Here is a 16,452-nt window from a genome sequence, read left to right on the forward strand (position 1 = left end):
GGCCTTTCAGCTCCCTTTAACTTAACTAACTTAAAAGCTCTAACTTGTTATTGGGGCAGCGCCGCTGTGTGGACAGGTGCTGAACGGGGCAGTTTGGTCGGGGAGATCTGGCCATGATCGTCGCCCTGCTCAACCAGAAAGGCGGAGTCGGCAAGACCACCCTGGCCACCCATATCGCTGGCGAGTTGGCCCTACGCGGGCAGAACGTCATCCTACTCGATGCCGACCCACAGGGCTCGGCGCTGGACTGGACGCAACGGCGCAGCCAGCAAGGTTTGCCGAGATTGTTCAGTGCTGTCGGCCTGGCGCGCGAGACACTGCACCAGGAAGCCCCGGAGCTGGCTCGTCGCGCCGATCACGTGATCATCGACGGGCCACCGCGTATTGCCGCCCTCGCCCGCTCGGCGTTGCTGGCGGCGGATCGCGTATTGATCCCGGTACAGCCCAGCCCCTACGACCTGTGGGCCAGCGCTGAGATGGTCAACCTGATCCGCGAGGCGCAGGTGTTCAGGCCGACGCTGCGCGCGGCGTTCGCTATCAACCGCCGCGTCAGTACCACGGTGATTGGCCGGGAAGCGCGCGGGGCCTTGGCCGACCAACCGCTGCCGGCGCTGCAGGCCGAGGTACGCCAGCGCATCGTCTTCGCCGAAAGCGTGGCAGCCGGTCGCCTGGCCCGCGAACTGGCACCGGACAGCACCGCCGCGTGCGAGGTCAGCAGCCTGGTCGATGAGCTGCTGAGGTGGTCGCCATGAGCGGCAAGCGCATCGGTATCGGTGCACGCCCGCTTGCCGATCTGCAGGCCGAAGCCTGGATACGCCAAGGCGCTGGAATCGACAACGGCAAGGTCGAGCGCTATAGCGCCCGCCTGACATTGGACGTCACGCCAGCACTGCGCACGCGCATCAAGCTGGCGGCCTTCGACCGCGGCGTGACCATGGCGGAAATGCTGCGCGCAGTGCTGGAGCGACAGTTTCCGGAGGCCACGTCATGACGTTAGGTGCTCGCGGCGTGCGGTGGCCATTGGCGCTGCTCGCCGGCAGTTTGTTTGCCCTGGGTTGGGCAGCAATTGCGACGTCGCCACCACGGCTGGTCTACAACGCGTCCGACAGCGTGCCCGTTGGCTGGTACCGCATTTCGCCGGTCAACTCGTGGGCGCCTGGCGACCTGGTGCTGGTTCACCTACCGCCGGAGGTGAGGTCGCTGGCGGCGCAGCGCGGCTACCTGCCGGCGGACGTGCCGTTGCTGAAAACCGTGGCGGCGATGACGCCACAGCGGGTGTGCGTGGTGGACAGCCAGGTGCTTATCGATGGCGTCGTTGTTGCCAGGCGCTTGAGGTGGGATCGACAGGGCCGCGCGCTGCCAACCTGGCAGGCCTGTCAGCGCCTGGTTGGCAATGAGCTGTTCCTGCTCAGCAGCAGCAACCCGGCGTCGTTCGACAGCCGCTACTTCGGCCCGGTGTCTGCCGACGCGGTGATTGGTCGGGCGCAGCCCTTGTGGCTGGAGTCGCGTCGATGAGCTGGCCGTTTCCCTGTCGGCCCGCATGCCGACTGCATGCACTCGACGTGCGCGGTCGCGGGCCGCCTGGCTGCAGATACCTCTGCCCTCGCCTGCCAGCCAGGAGCTTTGGAAATCGCAGTCCCGCCTCCCCTGATTACCCATCCCAAGAGCGCAAAGGCACGGAAAAAGCGGAGGGCAAGATAAAAGGGGGCGGCACTTCGTCGCCCTGGAAAGCAGTCTGCACGGAGGTTGGAGGCGGCACAGCGCCAGTTTCATCAGGTGCCGGGGATGGCGCTTTCCCTGCGGCAGCACTGGACCAAACGCGTGCCTGGCACGCCCCACTGCGATCAGCCTGGAGAATCCAATAAGGATGAGCAAGGACCGCAATCAGGACACCGAGCAACGCTTCCGTCCGCAGCCGGGCAAGCCGCAGCAACGCGGCCAGACCTTCGTCAACCAGGTGCTGCGCCAGACCAACAAGGCCGGTACCGGCAAGCCGCGCAAGGCGGGCCACCAACCTGGTGCCCGCCTCGGCCGCGGGCATGTCGCCGCCCGTTTCAGTACGCAGCAACTGCCGTCCAACGCCCGCCGCGTCACCATCAAGACGCGCCTGGTGAACCTGCGCCAGGCCGGTAAGCGCTCGACGCTCAGCCACCTGCGCTATATCGAGCGCGACGGCGTGAGTCGCGAGGGCGATCCCGGCAAGGCCTACGGCCCGCTCACCGACCAGGCCGACGTGGAGGCCTTCGAGGCGAGCGGCCGGGAGGACCGGCACCAGTTCCGCTTTATCGTCTCGCCCGAGGATGCCGAGCAACTCGACGACCTGCGCACCTACACCCGCCACCTGATGAACCGGATGGAGGCCGACCTCGGCACCCGTCTCGACTGGGTGGCGGTCGATCACTGGAACACCGACAACCCGCACACCCACATCCTCCTCCGCGGCAAGGACGATACCGGCAAGGACCTGGTGATCGCCCGCGACTACATCGCCGAGGGCATGCGCAATCGCGCCACGGAACTGGCCACCGAGTGGCTGGGCCCGCGCACCGAACTGGAGATCCAGCGCGGCCTGCAACGCGAGGTGCAGCAGGAACGCTGGACCAGCCTGGATCGCACCCTGCTGCGCGAACGCCAGGCCGGCGTGCTGCGCCTGAAAACCCTCGCCGATCATCCGCGCCGGCAGTTGCTGATCGGCCGGCTGCAGCACCTGCAGAGGCTGGGCCTAGCGCACGAGGGTCAGCCCGGACAATGGGTGATACACGACGACGTCGAGGCGACCCTACGGACCATGGGGGAGCGCGGCGATATCGTGCGCACGATGCAGCGCGCCATGGGCGGCACGCAACGGGATCTGGCGGTGTTCGAGCCAGGCGGCAGCAATCCCAACGTGGTCGGCCGGGTGGTGGCCAAGGGGCTGGCGGATGAGCTGCACAACCGCGGCTACCTAGTGGTCGACGGCCTCGACGGCAAGGCCCACTACCTGGCCCTGCCGGCCCGCACGGAACTGGCCGACTACCCTATCGGCGCCGTAGTGGAAACACGAAGCCTGAACGAGCCTCGCGCAGTGGATCGCTCGATTGCTTCGCTGGCTGCGGATGGCCTTTATCGCACTGACCATCACCTCGCCCTGGCCAGCTCGCAGGCCGCCAGAGGACACGCCCCCGAGGCTCTGGTCGAGCGCCATGTGCGGCGCCTGGAAGCCCTGCGCCGGGCCGGCATCGTCGAGCGGCTTGCCGACGGTGTCTGGCGCGTACCCGCCGACCTGCCCGAACGAGGCCGACAGCATGACGCCCGCCGCCAGGGCGATGTCGCCGTCGAGCTGCGCACACCGCTGCCCGTCGAGCGGCAGGTTCGCGCCATCGGCGCGACCTGGCTGGATCAGCAGTTGATTGGCGGCAGCCGGGATCTGGCCGACAAGGGCTTCGGCAGAGAGGTACGCGACGCGCTGAGACAACGCGCGGACTTCCTGGTGGAGCAGGGCCTGGCCGAACGCCAGGGCCAGCGCGTCGTGCTCGCACGCAACCTGCTGACCACCCTGCGTGGGCGGGAGCTGGCGGCAGCGGCGCGTGAGATCTCGGCGCAGACGGGCATGCAGTACCGGCCGGCGACTGACGGCGAACGGGTCAGCGGGGTCTACCGGCGCAGCGTGCAACTGGCCAGCGGCCGTTTTGCCCTGCTCGACGATGGTATCGGCTTCAGCCTGGTGCCCTGGAAGCCGGTGATCGAGCAGAATCTCGGGCAGAGCCTGTCAGCCGTGGTACAGGGCAGCAGCGCCTCCTGGCAGCTGGGGCGCCAGCGTGGGCCGTCGATTGGTTGAGCGACTGGCGCCTACATTAGCGCCGGTTCCTGCTGCAGCCACTGCTCGAACGATCGACTTTGCGGCCTGCCCTCCTTCGCCGCGTAGTAGACCAGGCGCAGGTGGCGATCCTCGTCGATGGTCAGGGTGGTGTGCTCGAACACCACCTGACCGACCGCCTCGATCCGCATGTCGCGAATACCCTGGCAGGGACCATGGATGTCCTGCTGCCGCCACCAGGCCTTGAAGTCGGGCGAAACCTTCTCCAGGTCCTTCACCAACGCGACGATATCCGGGTCCTGGGTCGCCCGCACGAAGTCGCGGCGGAAGCTGGAGAGGATCTGCAGCGCCTGTTCCTCCCAGGGGTTGAACAACTCACGCATGGCCGGGCTGGTGAACAGCATCCACAGCAGGTTGCGGCGATCCGTCGGCAGCGCGGAGAAGCCGAATACCCGATCCGCCGCGGCGTTCCAGGCCAGCACGTCCCAACGCAGGTTGAGCACGTAGGCCGGGCTCAAGGGCAGGTCGCCCATCAACCGGTGGATCAAGGGCGGTACCACGCACCAGGTACGACCCGGCTCTGGCGGCAGGCGCTGGTGAGCCAGCAGGAACAGGTGGCGGCGCTCGGTGGCGTCCAGCTTGAGCGCTCGCGAGAGGTTGTCGAGGAAGGTCGCGGACACACTGATGTCCCGCCCTTGCTCCAGCCAGGTGTACCAGGACAGACCCACCCCGGCCAACGTGGCCACCTCCTCCCTACGCAGCCCTGGCGTGCGCCGCCGGCTGCCGGCGGGCAACCCCACCTCCTCCGGTGAGATTCGTTCGCGGCGACTACGCAGGAATTCGGCCAGCTCTACCCGGCTGCGTTCGACTGTGCGGGGCGCGCTCATCCGGTTACCTCTAGTACTAGTTTAAACAGTCAAATTGTAACCCCTATAAAACCAAAGAAGAATACCTCCAACCTGGCCGCGAATGCCCGAGCCAGGGCTCTTGCTTGATGAGGAATCACACAGAGACGTGTCATCGACTCGCTAAGGAGATAAACGGATGTACCAAGCACTTCTTCGGGAACAACTGGAGACATTGAAGTCCTCCAACCAGTACCGCACCTTCACCACCCTCAGCCGCATCTGTGGCCAGTACCCGCTGGCCAAGCTGGACGGCCGCGAGCAGGAACCGGTGGTGGTCTGGTGCAGCAACGACTACCTCGGGATGTCCCAGCACCCAGCCGTGCGCGAGCAGATGCACGATGCGCTGGAGACCTACGGTGCCGGCTCCGGTGGCTCGCGCAACATCGGCGGCTCGCACGAGGTGTATAGACGCCTGGAGGCCAGCCTGGCCGACTGGCACGGCAAGGAAGCGGCGCTGGTGTTCCCCACCGGCTTCGGCTCCAACGACGCCACCATCCAGTGCCTGTTGCGCCGCATTCCCGATTGCGTGGTGATCAGCGACGAGCTGAACCACGCCTCCATCGTCAACGGCATCCGCTCGACACCGAACGAGCGCCAGATCTTCCGCCACAACGATGTCGGGCACCTGGAGCAGATCCTCGCCAGCTATCCGCTGGGCCAGCCGAAGATCGTGGTGTTCGAGTCGGTCTACTCGATGGACGGCGACATCGCGCCCATCGCAGAGATCGTCTCGGTCGCCAGGCGCTACAACGCTCTCACCTACCTCGACGAGGTACACGCGGTGGGCATGTACGGCCCGCGCGGCGCCGGCATCGCCGCCGAGCTTGGTGTGGCCGACCAGGTGGACATCATCCAGGGCACCATGGCCAAGGCCATCGGCGTGATTGGCGGCTACATCGCCTCGACCCAGGTGATCGTCGATGCGGTGCGCTCCTTCGCCACCGGCTTCATCTTCACCACCTCGCTGCCGCCGGCGATCACCGCTGGTTGCCTGGCCAGCGTCGAGCACCTCAAGGCCACCAGCGTCGAGCGTGATCGCCTGCATGCCCAGACGGCCAAGCTGCGCGAACGCCTCAAGCATTACGACGTGCCGCTCATGCCCTGCTCGCAGACCCATGTGCTGCCGGTCCTGGTCGGAGAGGCGAAGCACTGCAAGGCCGCGGCCGAACGCCTGCTGCATACCCACGGCGTATACCTGCAGCCGATCAACTATCCGTCGGTGCCGGTGGGCACCGAGCGCTTCCGCGTCAACGCCACGCCGAACCACAGCGGCGCGCAGATCGAGCACCTGGCGGTGTCGCTGCGCGAGACCTTCGAGCACTTCGCCATTCCACTGGCGTCCCAGGCCTTCGGCGCGGAGGTGGCCTGAGATGGATCAGTCCTTCCTCACCGTGCGCCCGGCGACCGTGGCCGACTTGGCCAGCTTGGTGGAGCTGCGCGCGCACCTGCTGGATGGCACCGCCGCCAGCTATTCGAGCAAGACGCCGGAGGACTCCGCGCGCTGGCGGGCGGCCTACCGCACCTGGCTGGGCAGCCGCCTCAGCGAGGGCGACTGCGTGCAGATCCTCGCCGCCGAGCACAGGGAGTCCGGCCAGGTGCTGGGCTGCGCGACCGCCATCATCGACCAGCGCGCTCCGGCTCCCGGTTGCCTCAACGGCCTGTCCGGCTGGGTGCAATCGGTGGTGGTGGAGCCGCAATGGCGCAACCGCGGCATTGCCCGGCAGTTGATGCAGCACCTGCTGCGCTGGTTCGCCAACCGTGGCGTCGCTTCCGTGACACTGCAAAGCACCGAGGCCGCCGGCACGCTGTACCAGGCCCTGGGCTTCGCCGTCAGCGACGAGCGCCTGCTGATTCGTCAGGAGGCCTCGGCATGAAGATCCTGATCATCGGCCTGGGCTATGCCGGCAACCGCTACCGCCGCGCCTTCGAGCATATCGCCGCGAGCACCGGCCTGCCATTGTCGCTGGCCTATGTCGGGCGCCGGCAGAAGCCGACCGAGTTGCCCTACTTCGACAACGTCGGCCGGGCGCTGCAGGCGTTCGCGCCGGACGTCGTCGTGGTCAGTGTCAACGACCACAGCCATGCGCCCGTGCTGCAGCAGTTGGCCAGTTACCGGGGCTTCGTGATCTGCGAGAAGCCGCTGGTCACGCCCGGAGACGACCTGGCAGAGGTGTACGGGGCACTGGAGCACGTCAGTGGCTTTGCCCTGGATCTGGTGGAACGCTACTCGGACGCCAGCCGGCAACTACGCGAGTGGGTCGAGCGCCACGACTGGCAACTGGTGCGCGCCAGTTTCCACTGGGGCAAGGATCGTATCAACGACTACCGCCCTACCTGCGGCGTGACCAGCGAGGTGATCCATGCCCTGGACCTGCTCGGCTGGATCTGCCCGCGCGCCGGCCAGCTCAGGCTGCATGGCGTGCTCGGCGTACGCTCGGATTTCTCGATCTCCGGCAACGAAGTGCTCGACACCGTGCAGCTCACCGCCAGCCTGGGCGAGGCGCGGGTCACCGGCTACAGCAGCTTCGTCAACATCGCCCGCCAACGCACGGTGGACTTCAGCTTCGTCGACCGCGACACCCGGCTGATCCATGCGCGCCTGGTGTTCGATACGCCGCGCTGGGATCACGACCAGCTACGCATCTGGACGCGCGGCGCAAACGGCGCCGAGGAGCTGCTGCACGAGTTCGCCACCGCCCTCGACGAACCCGGGCTGGACACCCTTCACAAGCTTTCGCGGCTGTGCCGGCAGGTAGTACGCGCGGTGGCGCTCAAGGAGCCGCCACGCCAGCCATTCGCCGGCCTAGACACCGCCGTGGCCCTGCAGCGCCTGCTCAACGATCTCGATACCCACGCCCAAACCCCACCACCGGCGCGCTACGTCCATGGCGAGACGCGCGTGCTGCTGGCCGAGGACAGCGACCTGGAAAGCCTCGGGTAACCCCATTCACAAGGAGAAAGACTATGTGTGGAATCGCTGGATGGCTGTCCTACGGCCAGAACATGGAAGCACAACGCGACACCCTGCAGCGCATGACCGACACCATGGCCCTGCGCGGCCCGGACGCCGGCGGGCTGTGGATCGACGGGCCGGTCGGCCTGGGCCATCGGCGGCTGTCGATCATCGACCTGGAGGGTGGTCGCCAACCGATGACGGCCATGCACGGTGGCCCGCGTGAGGTCGCCGCCATCACCTACAGCGGCGAGGTCTACAACTTCCGCGAGCTGCGCACCGAGCTGCAACGACTCGGCCATCGGTTCGAGACCCGCAGCGACACCGAGGTGGTGCTGCGCGCCTATGTGGAATGGGGCGAGGCCTTCGTCGAACGGCTCAACGGCATGTATGCCTTCGCCATCTGGGATCTGCGCTCTCAGGAATTGCTGCTGATCCGTGACCGCATGGGCGTCAAGCCGCTGTACTACTTCCCGACCTCGGACGGCGTGGTGTTCGGCTCAGAGCCCAAGGCGCTGCTGGCCAACCCCTTGGTGCCGCGCAAGGTCCGCGCCGACGGCCTGCGCGAGATCCTGGAAATGGTGAAGACGCCGGGGCACGCCGTGTTCGACGGCATGCGCGAGGTAATGCCGGGCGAGATCGTGCGAATCAACCGCCAGGGCCTGGGCCGCCGCCACTACTGGAAGCTGGAGGCACTCGAGCACGGCCACTCGCTGGACGAAACCATCCGGCATATCCGCGACCTGCTGGAGGACATCGTCGACCGTCAGATCGTCGCCGACGTGCCGCTGTGCAGCCTGCTCTCGGGCGGTCTCGACTCTTCGATCATCACAGCACTGGCCTCGAAGAAGCTGCTGGCCGCCGGCAAGGAGAACATCCGCTCCTTCTCCGTCGATTTCGTCGACCACGGCAGTGGCTTCACTGGCGATGCCGTGCGTGGCACGCCGGATGCGCCCTTCGTCCGCGACCTGGTGGAGAAGATCCACTCTAGCCACCAGGAGATCGTCCTCGACAGCCGCGAGCTGGCCGACCCGGCGTTGCGGGCACAGATCGTTCGAGCTCTCGACCTGCCGCCGGCCTTCTGGGGCGACATGTGGCCGTCGCTCTATCGCCTGTTCCAGGAGGTACGCAAGCACTCGACAGTGGCACTGTCCGGCGAGAGCGCGGACGAGGTGTTCGGCGGCTACCGCTGGTTCCACGATCCTGAGGCGATCCAGGCCGACACCTTCCCTTGGCTAACCTCGGTCACCGGCAAGTACTTCGACGGCAAGACACTGTTCGACCCGGGCCTGCTGGCCCAGCTCGACATGCAGAGCTTCCTGCGCGACAGCTACAGCCAGGCCATTGCCGAGGCGCCTGTGCTGCCGGGCGAAAGCGCGCAGGACCTGCGCATGCGGCAGATGAGCTACGTCAACCTGACGCGCTTCGTGCAGACCCTGCTGGATCGCAAGGACCGCATGAGCATGGCCGTCGGCCTCGAGGTGCGGGTGCCCTTCTGCGACCACCGCCTGGTGGAGTACGCCTTCAACATCCCCTGGGCAATGAAGGCCTTCGACGGGCGGGAGAAGAGCATCCTGCGCGCGGCGACCCGCGACCTGCTGCCCGAGTCGATCAGCGAGCGGGTCAAGAGCCCCTACCCCTCGACCCAGGACCCGGCCTACGAGCAGGCGCTGCGTGATGCCCTGGCCGCCATCCAGGCGGATCGCAATGCGCCAGTGACGCCGCTGCTCGACAGCGGCCGCATTCAGCAAACCCTGGCCAAGCCGCTCGGCAGCGTCTCGCCCATGTACGAACGCATGGGCATGGAGCTGGCGGTCGGCCTCAACACCTGGCTGAGCGAGTACGACGTCAGTCTCGAGCTCTAGCCCCAACCGGATGCGGCCCCGGTGCGGGGTCGTATCCCTCAGTTGTCCCACCCATGCGTTCCCGCAACGCAAGCGAGTCCGAGCATGCACACACCCAACCAATCCCCCATCTACCTCATAGCGCTGGGGGCCTTTGCCCTCGGCATGGCGTCCTATGTCACCGCCGGGCTGATCCCGATGATCGAGGCCTCGTTCGCGGTGTCCGTCGCGGTGGCCGCGCAGTTGGTCACCGCCTTCACCCTGGCCTACGGCCTGGGCTCACCGATCTTCGTCGCCCTGACCCCGGCGCATCGCCAGCGTGCCGGTCTGCTACTGGCCCTGGGCCTGTTCGTCATCGCCAACGCCGCCAGCGCGCTGGCCGAGGACTTCACCGCACTGATGGCCTGGCGCGCCATCGCCGGCATCGGTGCCGGCGTCTACCTGGCCATGGGCATTGGCGCATCGGCCGCGGTGTCCACGCCGGAGCGCCGCGGCAAGGCCATCGCCATCATCATGGGCGGCATGGCCAGCGGCGTGGTGCTGGGCGTGCCGCTCAGCCTTCTGATCGCCGAGCAGATGGGCTGGCAGGCCGCCCTGTGGCTGGTCACCCTGCTCGGCCTGGTGGCCTTCTTCGGCCTGCTGCTGAAGCTCCCGGCGCTGCCCGCAGCCACCGCCACGACGCTGGGCCAGAAGCTGGCGATCCTCAGCGACGGACATGTGCTGGTCATCCTGCTGGTGTCCCTGCTCGCAGCCATCGCCAGCCTGGGCATGTACACCTTCATCGCCCCGCTGATGGCCGACCCGGCCTATGGCGCGGTGCGTTCGGTCACGCCCTACCTGTGGGTCTGGGGTATCGGCGGTGTGCTGGGCAGCTTTCTGATCGGCCCGTTGGTGGATCGCATCAAGAGCCCGGTGCTGACCTTCGCCATCATGCTGATCCTCGCCGTATCGCTGTTCGTGCTGCCGCTGTCGGCCGCCCTCGGCACCTGGCTGGTGATGCTGCCCATCGCGCTCTGGGGCGCGGTCGGCTGGGCGCTGCAGGTACCGCAGAACAACGAGCTGATCCTGGCGCGCCAGGCCCAGGGCGACGGCAACCTGGCTATCGCGCTGAACGAATCGGCGCTCTACCTGGGCAGCGCCATCGGCGCCGCCGCCGGCGGCTTCGTGCTGCTGTTGCAGATGCCCACCTGGACCCTCGCCGCCAGTGCCGGTGGCGTCGCCGCCCTGGGCGCCCTGCTGCAGATCATCAACCTGCGTCGCCAACCGAGCTGGACCGGCGACGTGCAAGCCGAACCCTACAACTGACGGAGGAAAGGCCGTGGAACTGCGCCACCTTCGCTGTTTCATCGCCGTCGCAGAGGAACTGCACTTTGCGCGTGCGGCCGCGCGCCTGCATATCGAACAGTCGCCTCTCTCCAGGATCATCAAGGAACTGGAGTACCGCCTGGACGTACAGTTGTTCGAGCGCACGACGCGGAGCACGCGCCTGACCTGGGCCGGCAAGGTGCTGCTGGAAGAAGCGCGCCGGGTGTTCGCCGTGGTCGACCAGGCCAGGGCCAGCGTCAAGAGCGCCGCGGCCGGCTACCGAGGGCGCATCCGGGTCGCACTGTCCGACGGCATCCCGCAGGCTCGCCTGGCCGCCCTACTCGCCCAGTGCCGCGAAGAAGAACCCGAGGTCGAGATCTGCCTGTCGGAGGTCACCTTCGCCGAGCAGGTCAGAGGCCTGAACGACGACCTGTTCGATGTCGGGCTTGCTCAGTCCGACGAGGTTGGCGAGGGACTGGTCGCCGAACCGGTCTGGTTCGATCCGCTGGTGGTCGCGGTACCTTCCCGCCATCCCCTGCTGACCTATCGGCACGTGCCGCTCGACGAGGTGGTGCGCTACCCGCTGGTGCTCTGTGATCCACAGGTCTGCGAAGGCTTCTGGCAACAGCTGCAGCGGGTGCTGGGCACTGTGGACACGCAGCTGACCATCGCCGACCGCGTACCGACACTCGACCTGATGATGGCGCTGGTGGCCGCAGGATACGGACTGGGCTTCTCCAGCCTGGCGCGCATCACCGAACTCAACAACCCGGACGTCGTGGCCCGGCCGCTGGCCGGTTACCCCGCGATGCTGACCACCTACCTGATACGGCGCGAAGGCGAACCGGCCGAGCAACTGATCCGGTTTATCGGGCGGGTGAGTCCGGCAGAGGAACAGATATTGCTGCCCGAGCAAACATCACGAGAGCAGATCGCTTGATAAACCTAGGTACGAGGTCTGATCCGCATCGCTGATGAGCCTCCATCAGGCAGCGCGTCACAGCGGCAGCACTGCGAGGCTGCCGCTTTTTTATACTCCGCCGACTGTGCGCTTCTTGACAAAAAAGCACCCGCCATAAAATATACGCAAATAGCGCATACATATGAAAGCATTGTTCGTTGAACTGTCGCCATTCGAGCGCAACCGAAAAGCCCACCTCGATGACGACGAGTACTCACTATTCCAGCAGATGCTATTGGCCAACCCGGAGGCAGGCGCAGTCATCGCCAACAGTGGTGGCCTGAGGAAGGTCCGCTTCGGATCGGTCAGGCGTAACAAAGGAAAGCGAGGTGGAGTCCGGGTCATTTACTACTACTGGCACAGCGGCCTGCAGTTCTGGCTCTTCACCCTGTATGACAAAGACGAACTCGACGACCTGAGCAGTGACCAGCGTAGACAGCTGAAGGCGCTTCTTGAGCACGAAGTGAAAGCGAGGGAAACACCATGACCAAACGCGATATTTTTTCCGAATTGATCGAAGGCTTCGACGACCTGGCCGCAGCACGTGAAGGCAAGCGTACGCTGCGTACCCACAAGGTCGAATACAAGCCAATCGAACCCGCGACAGGTGCGGAAATCGTCGCACTGCGCGAAAAGCTGCAGATGTCGCAGGGTGTCTTTGCCCAGGCCATTCACGCCAAGCCAGCGACCCTGAAGAACTGGGAACAGAACCGCTCAAAGCCCAACGACCAGGCCACCGTCCTGATCCGTATCCTGAGTAAGCATCCGGAGCTCATACGCGAACTGGCGTAGATCACCAGAGCGCTGTTGCTCCCTGTAACAGCAGCGAGTCGGCAGAACCACTCGCCGGGTACCCCAATAAATTGGGAAGCGAAGTGAAGCGGGCGGCATGCACAGGCCTTCGCTACAACTCGCTTCGCTCTCCAGGCAACGTCTGCAGGGCGCTGATGACTCCGTGCCCTGTCACCTCGATCATCCAGGCTACCCATTCCGAGATGATCTGGAGCGGACAAGTAATCAGCGTCAACCGGATTACAACGCTGCTAGCCGAATAGCTCCCAGCGCTGAGGGTGAACTCGACTATGAGGCAAGGAGCGGCCTCCGGTCACCGACTGCCGATCACAACCGGCAGAAATCGGCCAAAAGCCGTCGTTCAGCGCCTACGAAATTAGGGGGAACGATCCCTCAACTGTAAATTACATACATACTTGCGTATTGCTCAATCAGTAGCAGCATTGACCATGGCTTCGAGCAACGCAGAATGAACGGCTTGAATCTTGTCAATGGCAGCTTCGTCATGACTTACGATAAATTTCTCTATGATGCTCAAATCCTTATGAAGCTTTGACTTAGGCGATAAAAGTGTCATCTCAAGCGCAGTTGCGTGAAGGAATTGCGCGCAAAGGTTTCGACCATGGACAGTCCGCCCAGCATAAAGCGGAATATTTACCCCATTTTGACTAATGGTGGTGTATTTGATGTGCGCATCATACTCATGCAACCTTGGATGATACTGAGATACGAAATCCGTATGGTTTGGGTAACTGGAGAGCGCACGCCCAAAAGTTTCGGATTGTGTCTTGCCTTTTAGCCGGTTGCAGCGTTCGCAGCTGACTGCGAGATTCCAGAAATGTAAGGTGAACCTTGGATGCTCGGTTCGGGAAAGGACGTGTTCAATGGGGCGAGCGTGGCCGCCTTTTAGTAGTGGTTGCCGACAGTAACAACACTGCTCTTCTTGCAACCCTGCCAAATGATCGCGCAGGGCAGCCATCAGTTCCGCGCCTGTTATCGGGCCCGCCGGTGTCCGCCATTCGGTGTTGTAGAATTCGACCCACACATCACGGTTTTCCCTAAGTGTCGCATCGAAGAAATTCTCGGCCTTCATGATGTCCGCCGCATGGGGGCGACGCCTTACCTTCCGATGGCTCTTCGCTAGGTACTGCGCTTCCTCTGCTTGCCGGTCACGCCCTGCGGGTAACAAACTCACCGCCCAGCCCCTCCAGTCTCCTGAGCCCAAGTTTGCAACTGACCCAATGCCTCGCGAGTTTTTTCGATAAGCGCCAGTTCGCTATCAAGGGATGAACTGCGCAATTGCCCAGTTGCCGAGCGGACAATGCGGCGCATCCCAACCAGCTCCTCATCCAACCGAGCGATAAGTTGTAAGTTTTGATGCTTCGTGCTCACGGATTTTATCGCCTCAGAGACAATCGCCGCACAACGTTCGTGTACCTGTCGATTATTTTCAGTATGTGTGCCAAAGCCAGTGAACAGTACCCGCTCAACAGAACCGCGGTCATGAACGCGCAGAGGGATCAATTGCTGATCTTGAGCGACAAAGCAATGATTGCTGGTGGTTAACGCACTCGTCACTAAAAGAGGAGAGTGCGTCGCTACAACCATGTCGCACTTGAAGTGCTCACACATCCTGCTAAGTAGGACAGGTAGTAATCGCTGCCAACTTACATGCAGGCTTATTTCTGGTTCATCGATCAATATGAGTGCGTTTGGCGTCGCCGAAACCGCTAGCTTAACCAGCAAGGCCAGCATTTGCTGTTCTCCCGAACTCAACTCGGAAAATGGCGTAACCTCGCTGCGCGCGCTCATGCGCCCCAGCGCAGGCTGCATACTTGCCAGCGCACTCGGCTCTACCAGGTCGATATTTTCCTTAGCGAGATCGCTCAGCAGAACGGTCGAGCTGACCAGTAGATCTGCATCCTGGTCATCCCATTCAGATGTAAAAGGCACCAAATACCGCCGCGCCCTGAAATCCAACAATTCCAAGCCCATACTGAACGCGGCAAGTCGATGGGGATCGCAATGGAGGTCAAACATCTTTTTACCCATGTCCAAGGCAATCTTCTTTCCTGACGCTGTTGAGTTGGCGTTGCGGATACCCTCGTAACGAAAAAAAGAGTTCTCTTTGTTCTTCTGGGCGAGATGAGAAAAGCGATCACTGAAACCAAAAGCCAACCCTATGGTTTTGCGCCCTTGGTCAATAGACAGTTCTGCAATTTCACGCAGGAGCAGACTCTTACCCTCACCATTATTCCCGATCACATAGATCGGTTCACGCAACTGTCGCTTTGATGCTAGCAATTGGGTAATAGCGGCATTATCCAGGCCAGAAGCCCAGATCCGTTTCTTTTGAGAGACTAAATAGTCACGGGCTAGTAGACGAGAATGATTCGCCAACAGCTGTTGCCTTGACACACTCACACACAACCCTGGCACGTCACGATAGCCATCGCCGAATTCACGCAGGTAGATATTTAGCAAGCGTTTGTCGCTGCTGTTGGTTTGCTCCAATTGCAACCACTCGGTATCAGCTTGGTCGCCCTCCCAAGAAAGAACCAATCGAGCTGCAAACTCCCCCAATGCGGTCCAACCACCCCGATGATTGGCAGGTAGCAGCGCTCGCATATCCGCCATCAACACAGTTTCTCGCGGAGCGGTCGGGTGGGCACGAAGCACCCACGCACTATGGGAAATAGTTGTATTGCGGCTACCTGAGGGGAAATCGATTACTGCTACCAGCATTTTCGATTCCACCAACCACTCACGTAATTTTTTAACCTCATGTTTGGTCGTAGACCGTTCTGGTCCGCGAGTCATCACCACGCCTTCAAGAAAATGATTGCGGCTCAGCAATACTTCCAGCATCTGCACAGAACTTTCGGCGGCGGATGCTGATCGCAGTTGTTGAAAAGTTCCTGAGGCGCGACTTGACATCTTTCGGGGAGCATCAATCAGGACAAAATCCCCAGATAGGAGCTCGACGGTATCATAGGCCTTTTCAGCGAGTTGTTCTGTATTGGCATGAAGGAAAGCCATGCGAAGCCGCAACTCAAACTCCCACCCCTTTATGAATCGCACAATAGTAGGGCTCCATCTAGGTGGAATGTCAGGCACTCCGGAGGGGTTCAATGAGAGGAACTCACCCGTCAAGGCGAATGCCTCGACTCGTCTGTAAGCTCGACTAGCCAACATGCTAGAGAACCTGGCGACCATGCTAAGGTAACGTGAACTGGCCCCAAGATCAGCGGCGGCACTTGTGAAGAATAGATAGTCGAACAGTCTCAACAGCTCACTTGGCGAACGGGGTAGTTTACCGTCAATTGCTTCGAATGCCTCCGTGAAAAAAGCTCTGTCGATGATGGAGCCAAAAAATTCAGACTGCGGTGGCAAGTCCAGAATGCCGATTAGCTCAGTACATATGTCCCGCCACTGCCGGTCAAAAACATGATCGTGCTCCACGTTCAACAGACGCCTGAATTGGATAGGCTTCTCAGCAGAAATCGATAACAGCCCCTGATCGAGAGCAACGATAAACAGCATCTGCAGCAGGGCCTTATCCATCATGCGATCGTCGCTTCGCTCGCGTGAGGCGACACGTTTCTTCAACATCTTCCAGAATTGCGCGACGGCAAAATCTTTTTCGTCAAACATTGTGCATTACCTTTGCATAGCCTTGTAATTGGAAAGCGGTCTTCGCTGTGGTCGGCCGCACAAGTCCCGATTGTTGCTGCAGGGACTGCTAGAAAACTGGGATGAGATGGTCGAGAAAAATGAGGCCCAAGACAATCATCGAAACAAGCACCACCGTCGCCTCTGGACAAGCCAAAGCGGTACGCCGATGAAAAGGCTAATTTTAACCAATAGCGTCCAATCACAAACGGCTGCTATTG

15 protein-coding genes are annotated in these 16,452 nt (G+C 62.8%); 12 read left to right on the forward strand and 3 right to left on the reverse strand.

The window, feature by feature from the left end:
- Positions 1 to 113 precede the first annotated feature (113 nt).
- From parA to FIV02_RS14245, 4 genes are all read left to right on the forward strand, one after another.
- Positions 114 to 752, forward strand: a complete 639-nt coding sequence (parA, locus tag FIV02_RS14230) for a ParA family partition ATPase (RefSeq protein WP_047588137.1) — start codon at positions 114 to 116, stop codon at positions 750 to 752.
- Positions 749 to 991, forward strand: a complete 243-nt coding sequence (locus tag FIV02_RS14235; protein ID WP_152488980.1) for a hypothetical protein — start codon at positions 749 to 751, stop codon at positions 989 to 991. Before parA ends, FIV02_RS14235 begins: the two co-directional genes overlap by 4 nt.
- On the forward strand, positions 988 to 1,515 hold the full coding sequence (locus FIV02_RS14240; protein ID WP_152488981.1) for a S26 family signal peptidase: 528 nt from the start codon (positions 988 to 990) through the stop codon (positions 1,513 to 1,515). Before FIV02_RS14235 ends, FIV02_RS14240 begins: the two co-directional genes overlap by 4 nt.
- A 352-nt stretch (positions 1,516 to 1,867) precedes the next feature.
- On the forward strand, positions 1,868 to 3,817 hold the full coding sequence (locus FIV02_RS14245) for a relaxase/mobilization nuclease and DUF3363 domain-containing protein (RefSeq protein ID WP_152488982.1): 1,950 nt from the start codon (positions 1,868 to 1,870) through the stop codon (positions 3,815 to 3,817).
- Positions 3,818 to 3,828: 11 nt separating this feature from the next.
- On the opposite strand, the gene FIV02_RS14250 is transcribed toward FIV02_RS14245, so the two are convergent.
- A complete protein-coding gene (locus FIV02_RS14250; protein ID WP_152488983.1) occupies positions 3,829 to 4,683 on the reverse strand; it encodes a helix-turn-helix transcriptional regulator in 855 nt (284 codons plus the stop codon).
- A 157-nt stretch (positions 4,684 to 4,840) separates the two neighbouring features.
- Between FIV02_RS14250 and hemA the strand changes: the two genes are divergently transcribed.
- From hemA to FIV02_RS14290, 8 genes are all read left to right on the forward strand, one after another.
- On the forward strand, positions 4,841 to 6,073 hold the full coding sequence (gene hemA, locus FIV02_RS14255; RefSeq protein ID WP_152488984.1) for a 5-aminolevulinate synthase: 1,233 nt from the start codon (positions 4,841 to 4,843) through the stop codon (positions 6,071 to 6,073).
- 1 nt (position 6,074) lies between these two features.
- Positions 6,075 to 6,578: a GNAT family N-acetyltransferase gene (locus tag FIV02_RS14260; RefSeq protein WP_152488985.1), complete on the forward strand. Its 504-nt coding sequence runs from the start codon at positions 6,075 to 6,077 to the stop codon at positions 6,576 to 6,578.
- A complete protein-coding gene (locus tag FIV02_RS14265) occupies positions 6,575 to 7,645 on the forward strand; it encodes a Gfo/Idh/MocA family oxidoreductase (RefSeq protein WP_152488986.1) in 1,071 nt (356 codons plus the stop codon). Before FIV02_RS14260 ends, FIV02_RS14265 begins: the two co-directional genes overlap by 4 nt.
- A gap of 23 nt (positions 7,646 to 7,668) precedes the next feature.
- Positions 7,669 to 9,522 carry an asparagine synthase (glutamine-hydrolyzing) gene (gene asnB / locus FIV02_RS14270; RefSeq protein ID WP_152488987.1) on the forward strand — a complete coding sequence of 618 codons (1,854 nt, stop codon included), beginning with the start codon at positions 7,669 to 7,671 and terminating at the stop codon, positions 9,520 to 9,522.
- Positions 9,523 to 9,606: 84 nt separating this feature from the next.
- Positions 9,607 to 10,806, forward strand: coding sequence for an MFS transporter (locus FIV02_RS14275; protein WP_152488988.1), 1,200 nt, complete (start codon positions 9,607 to 9,609; stop codon positions 10,804 to 10,806).
- Between the two features lie 13 nt (positions 10,807 to 10,819).
- A complete protein-coding gene (locus tag FIV02_RS14280; protein WP_152488989.1) occupies positions 10,820 to 11,746 on the forward strand; it encodes a LysR family transcriptional regulator in 927 nt (308 codons plus the stop codon).
- Positions 11,747 to 11,909: 163 nt separating this feature from the next.
- The gene (locus FIV02_RS14285; protein ID WP_152488990.1) at positions 11,910 to 12,254 is read left to right on the forward strand and encodes a toxin; all 345 of its coding nucleotides are present in this window, start codon (positions 11,910 to 11,912) and stop codon (positions 12,252 to 12,254) included.
- A complete protein-coding gene (locus tag FIV02_RS14290; protein WP_074879837.1) occupies positions 12,251 to 12,559 on the forward strand; it encodes a DNA-binding transcriptional regulator in 309 nt (102 codons plus the stop codon). Before FIV02_RS14285 ends, FIV02_RS14290 begins: the two co-directional genes overlap by 4 nt.
- Before the next feature lie 427 nt (positions 12,560 to 12,986).
- On the opposite strand, the gene FIV02_RS14295 is transcribed toward FIV02_RS14290, so the two are convergent.
- Positions 12,987 to 13,754: an HNH endonuclease gene (locus FIV02_RS14295; RefSeq protein WP_152488991.1), complete on the reverse strand. Its 768-nt coding sequence runs from the start codon at positions 13,752 to 13,754 to the stop codon at positions 12,987 to 12,989.
- Positions 13,751 to 16,213, reverse strand: a complete 2,463-nt coding sequence (locus tag FIV02_RS14300) for an AAA family ATPase (RefSeq protein ID WP_152488992.1) — start codon at positions 16,211 to 16,213, stop codon at positions 13,751 to 13,753. Before FIV02_RS14300 ends, FIV02_RS14295 begins: the two co-directional genes overlap by 4 nt.
- Positions 16,214 to 16,452 lie beyond the last annotated feature (239 nt).

Source organism: Pseudomonas sp. THAF187a, from assembly GCF_009363395.1.
Taxonomy (GTDB): domain Bacteria; phylum Pseudomonadota; class Gammaproteobacteria; order Pseudomonadales; family Pseudomonadaceae; genus Aquipseudomonas; species Aquipseudomonas khazarica.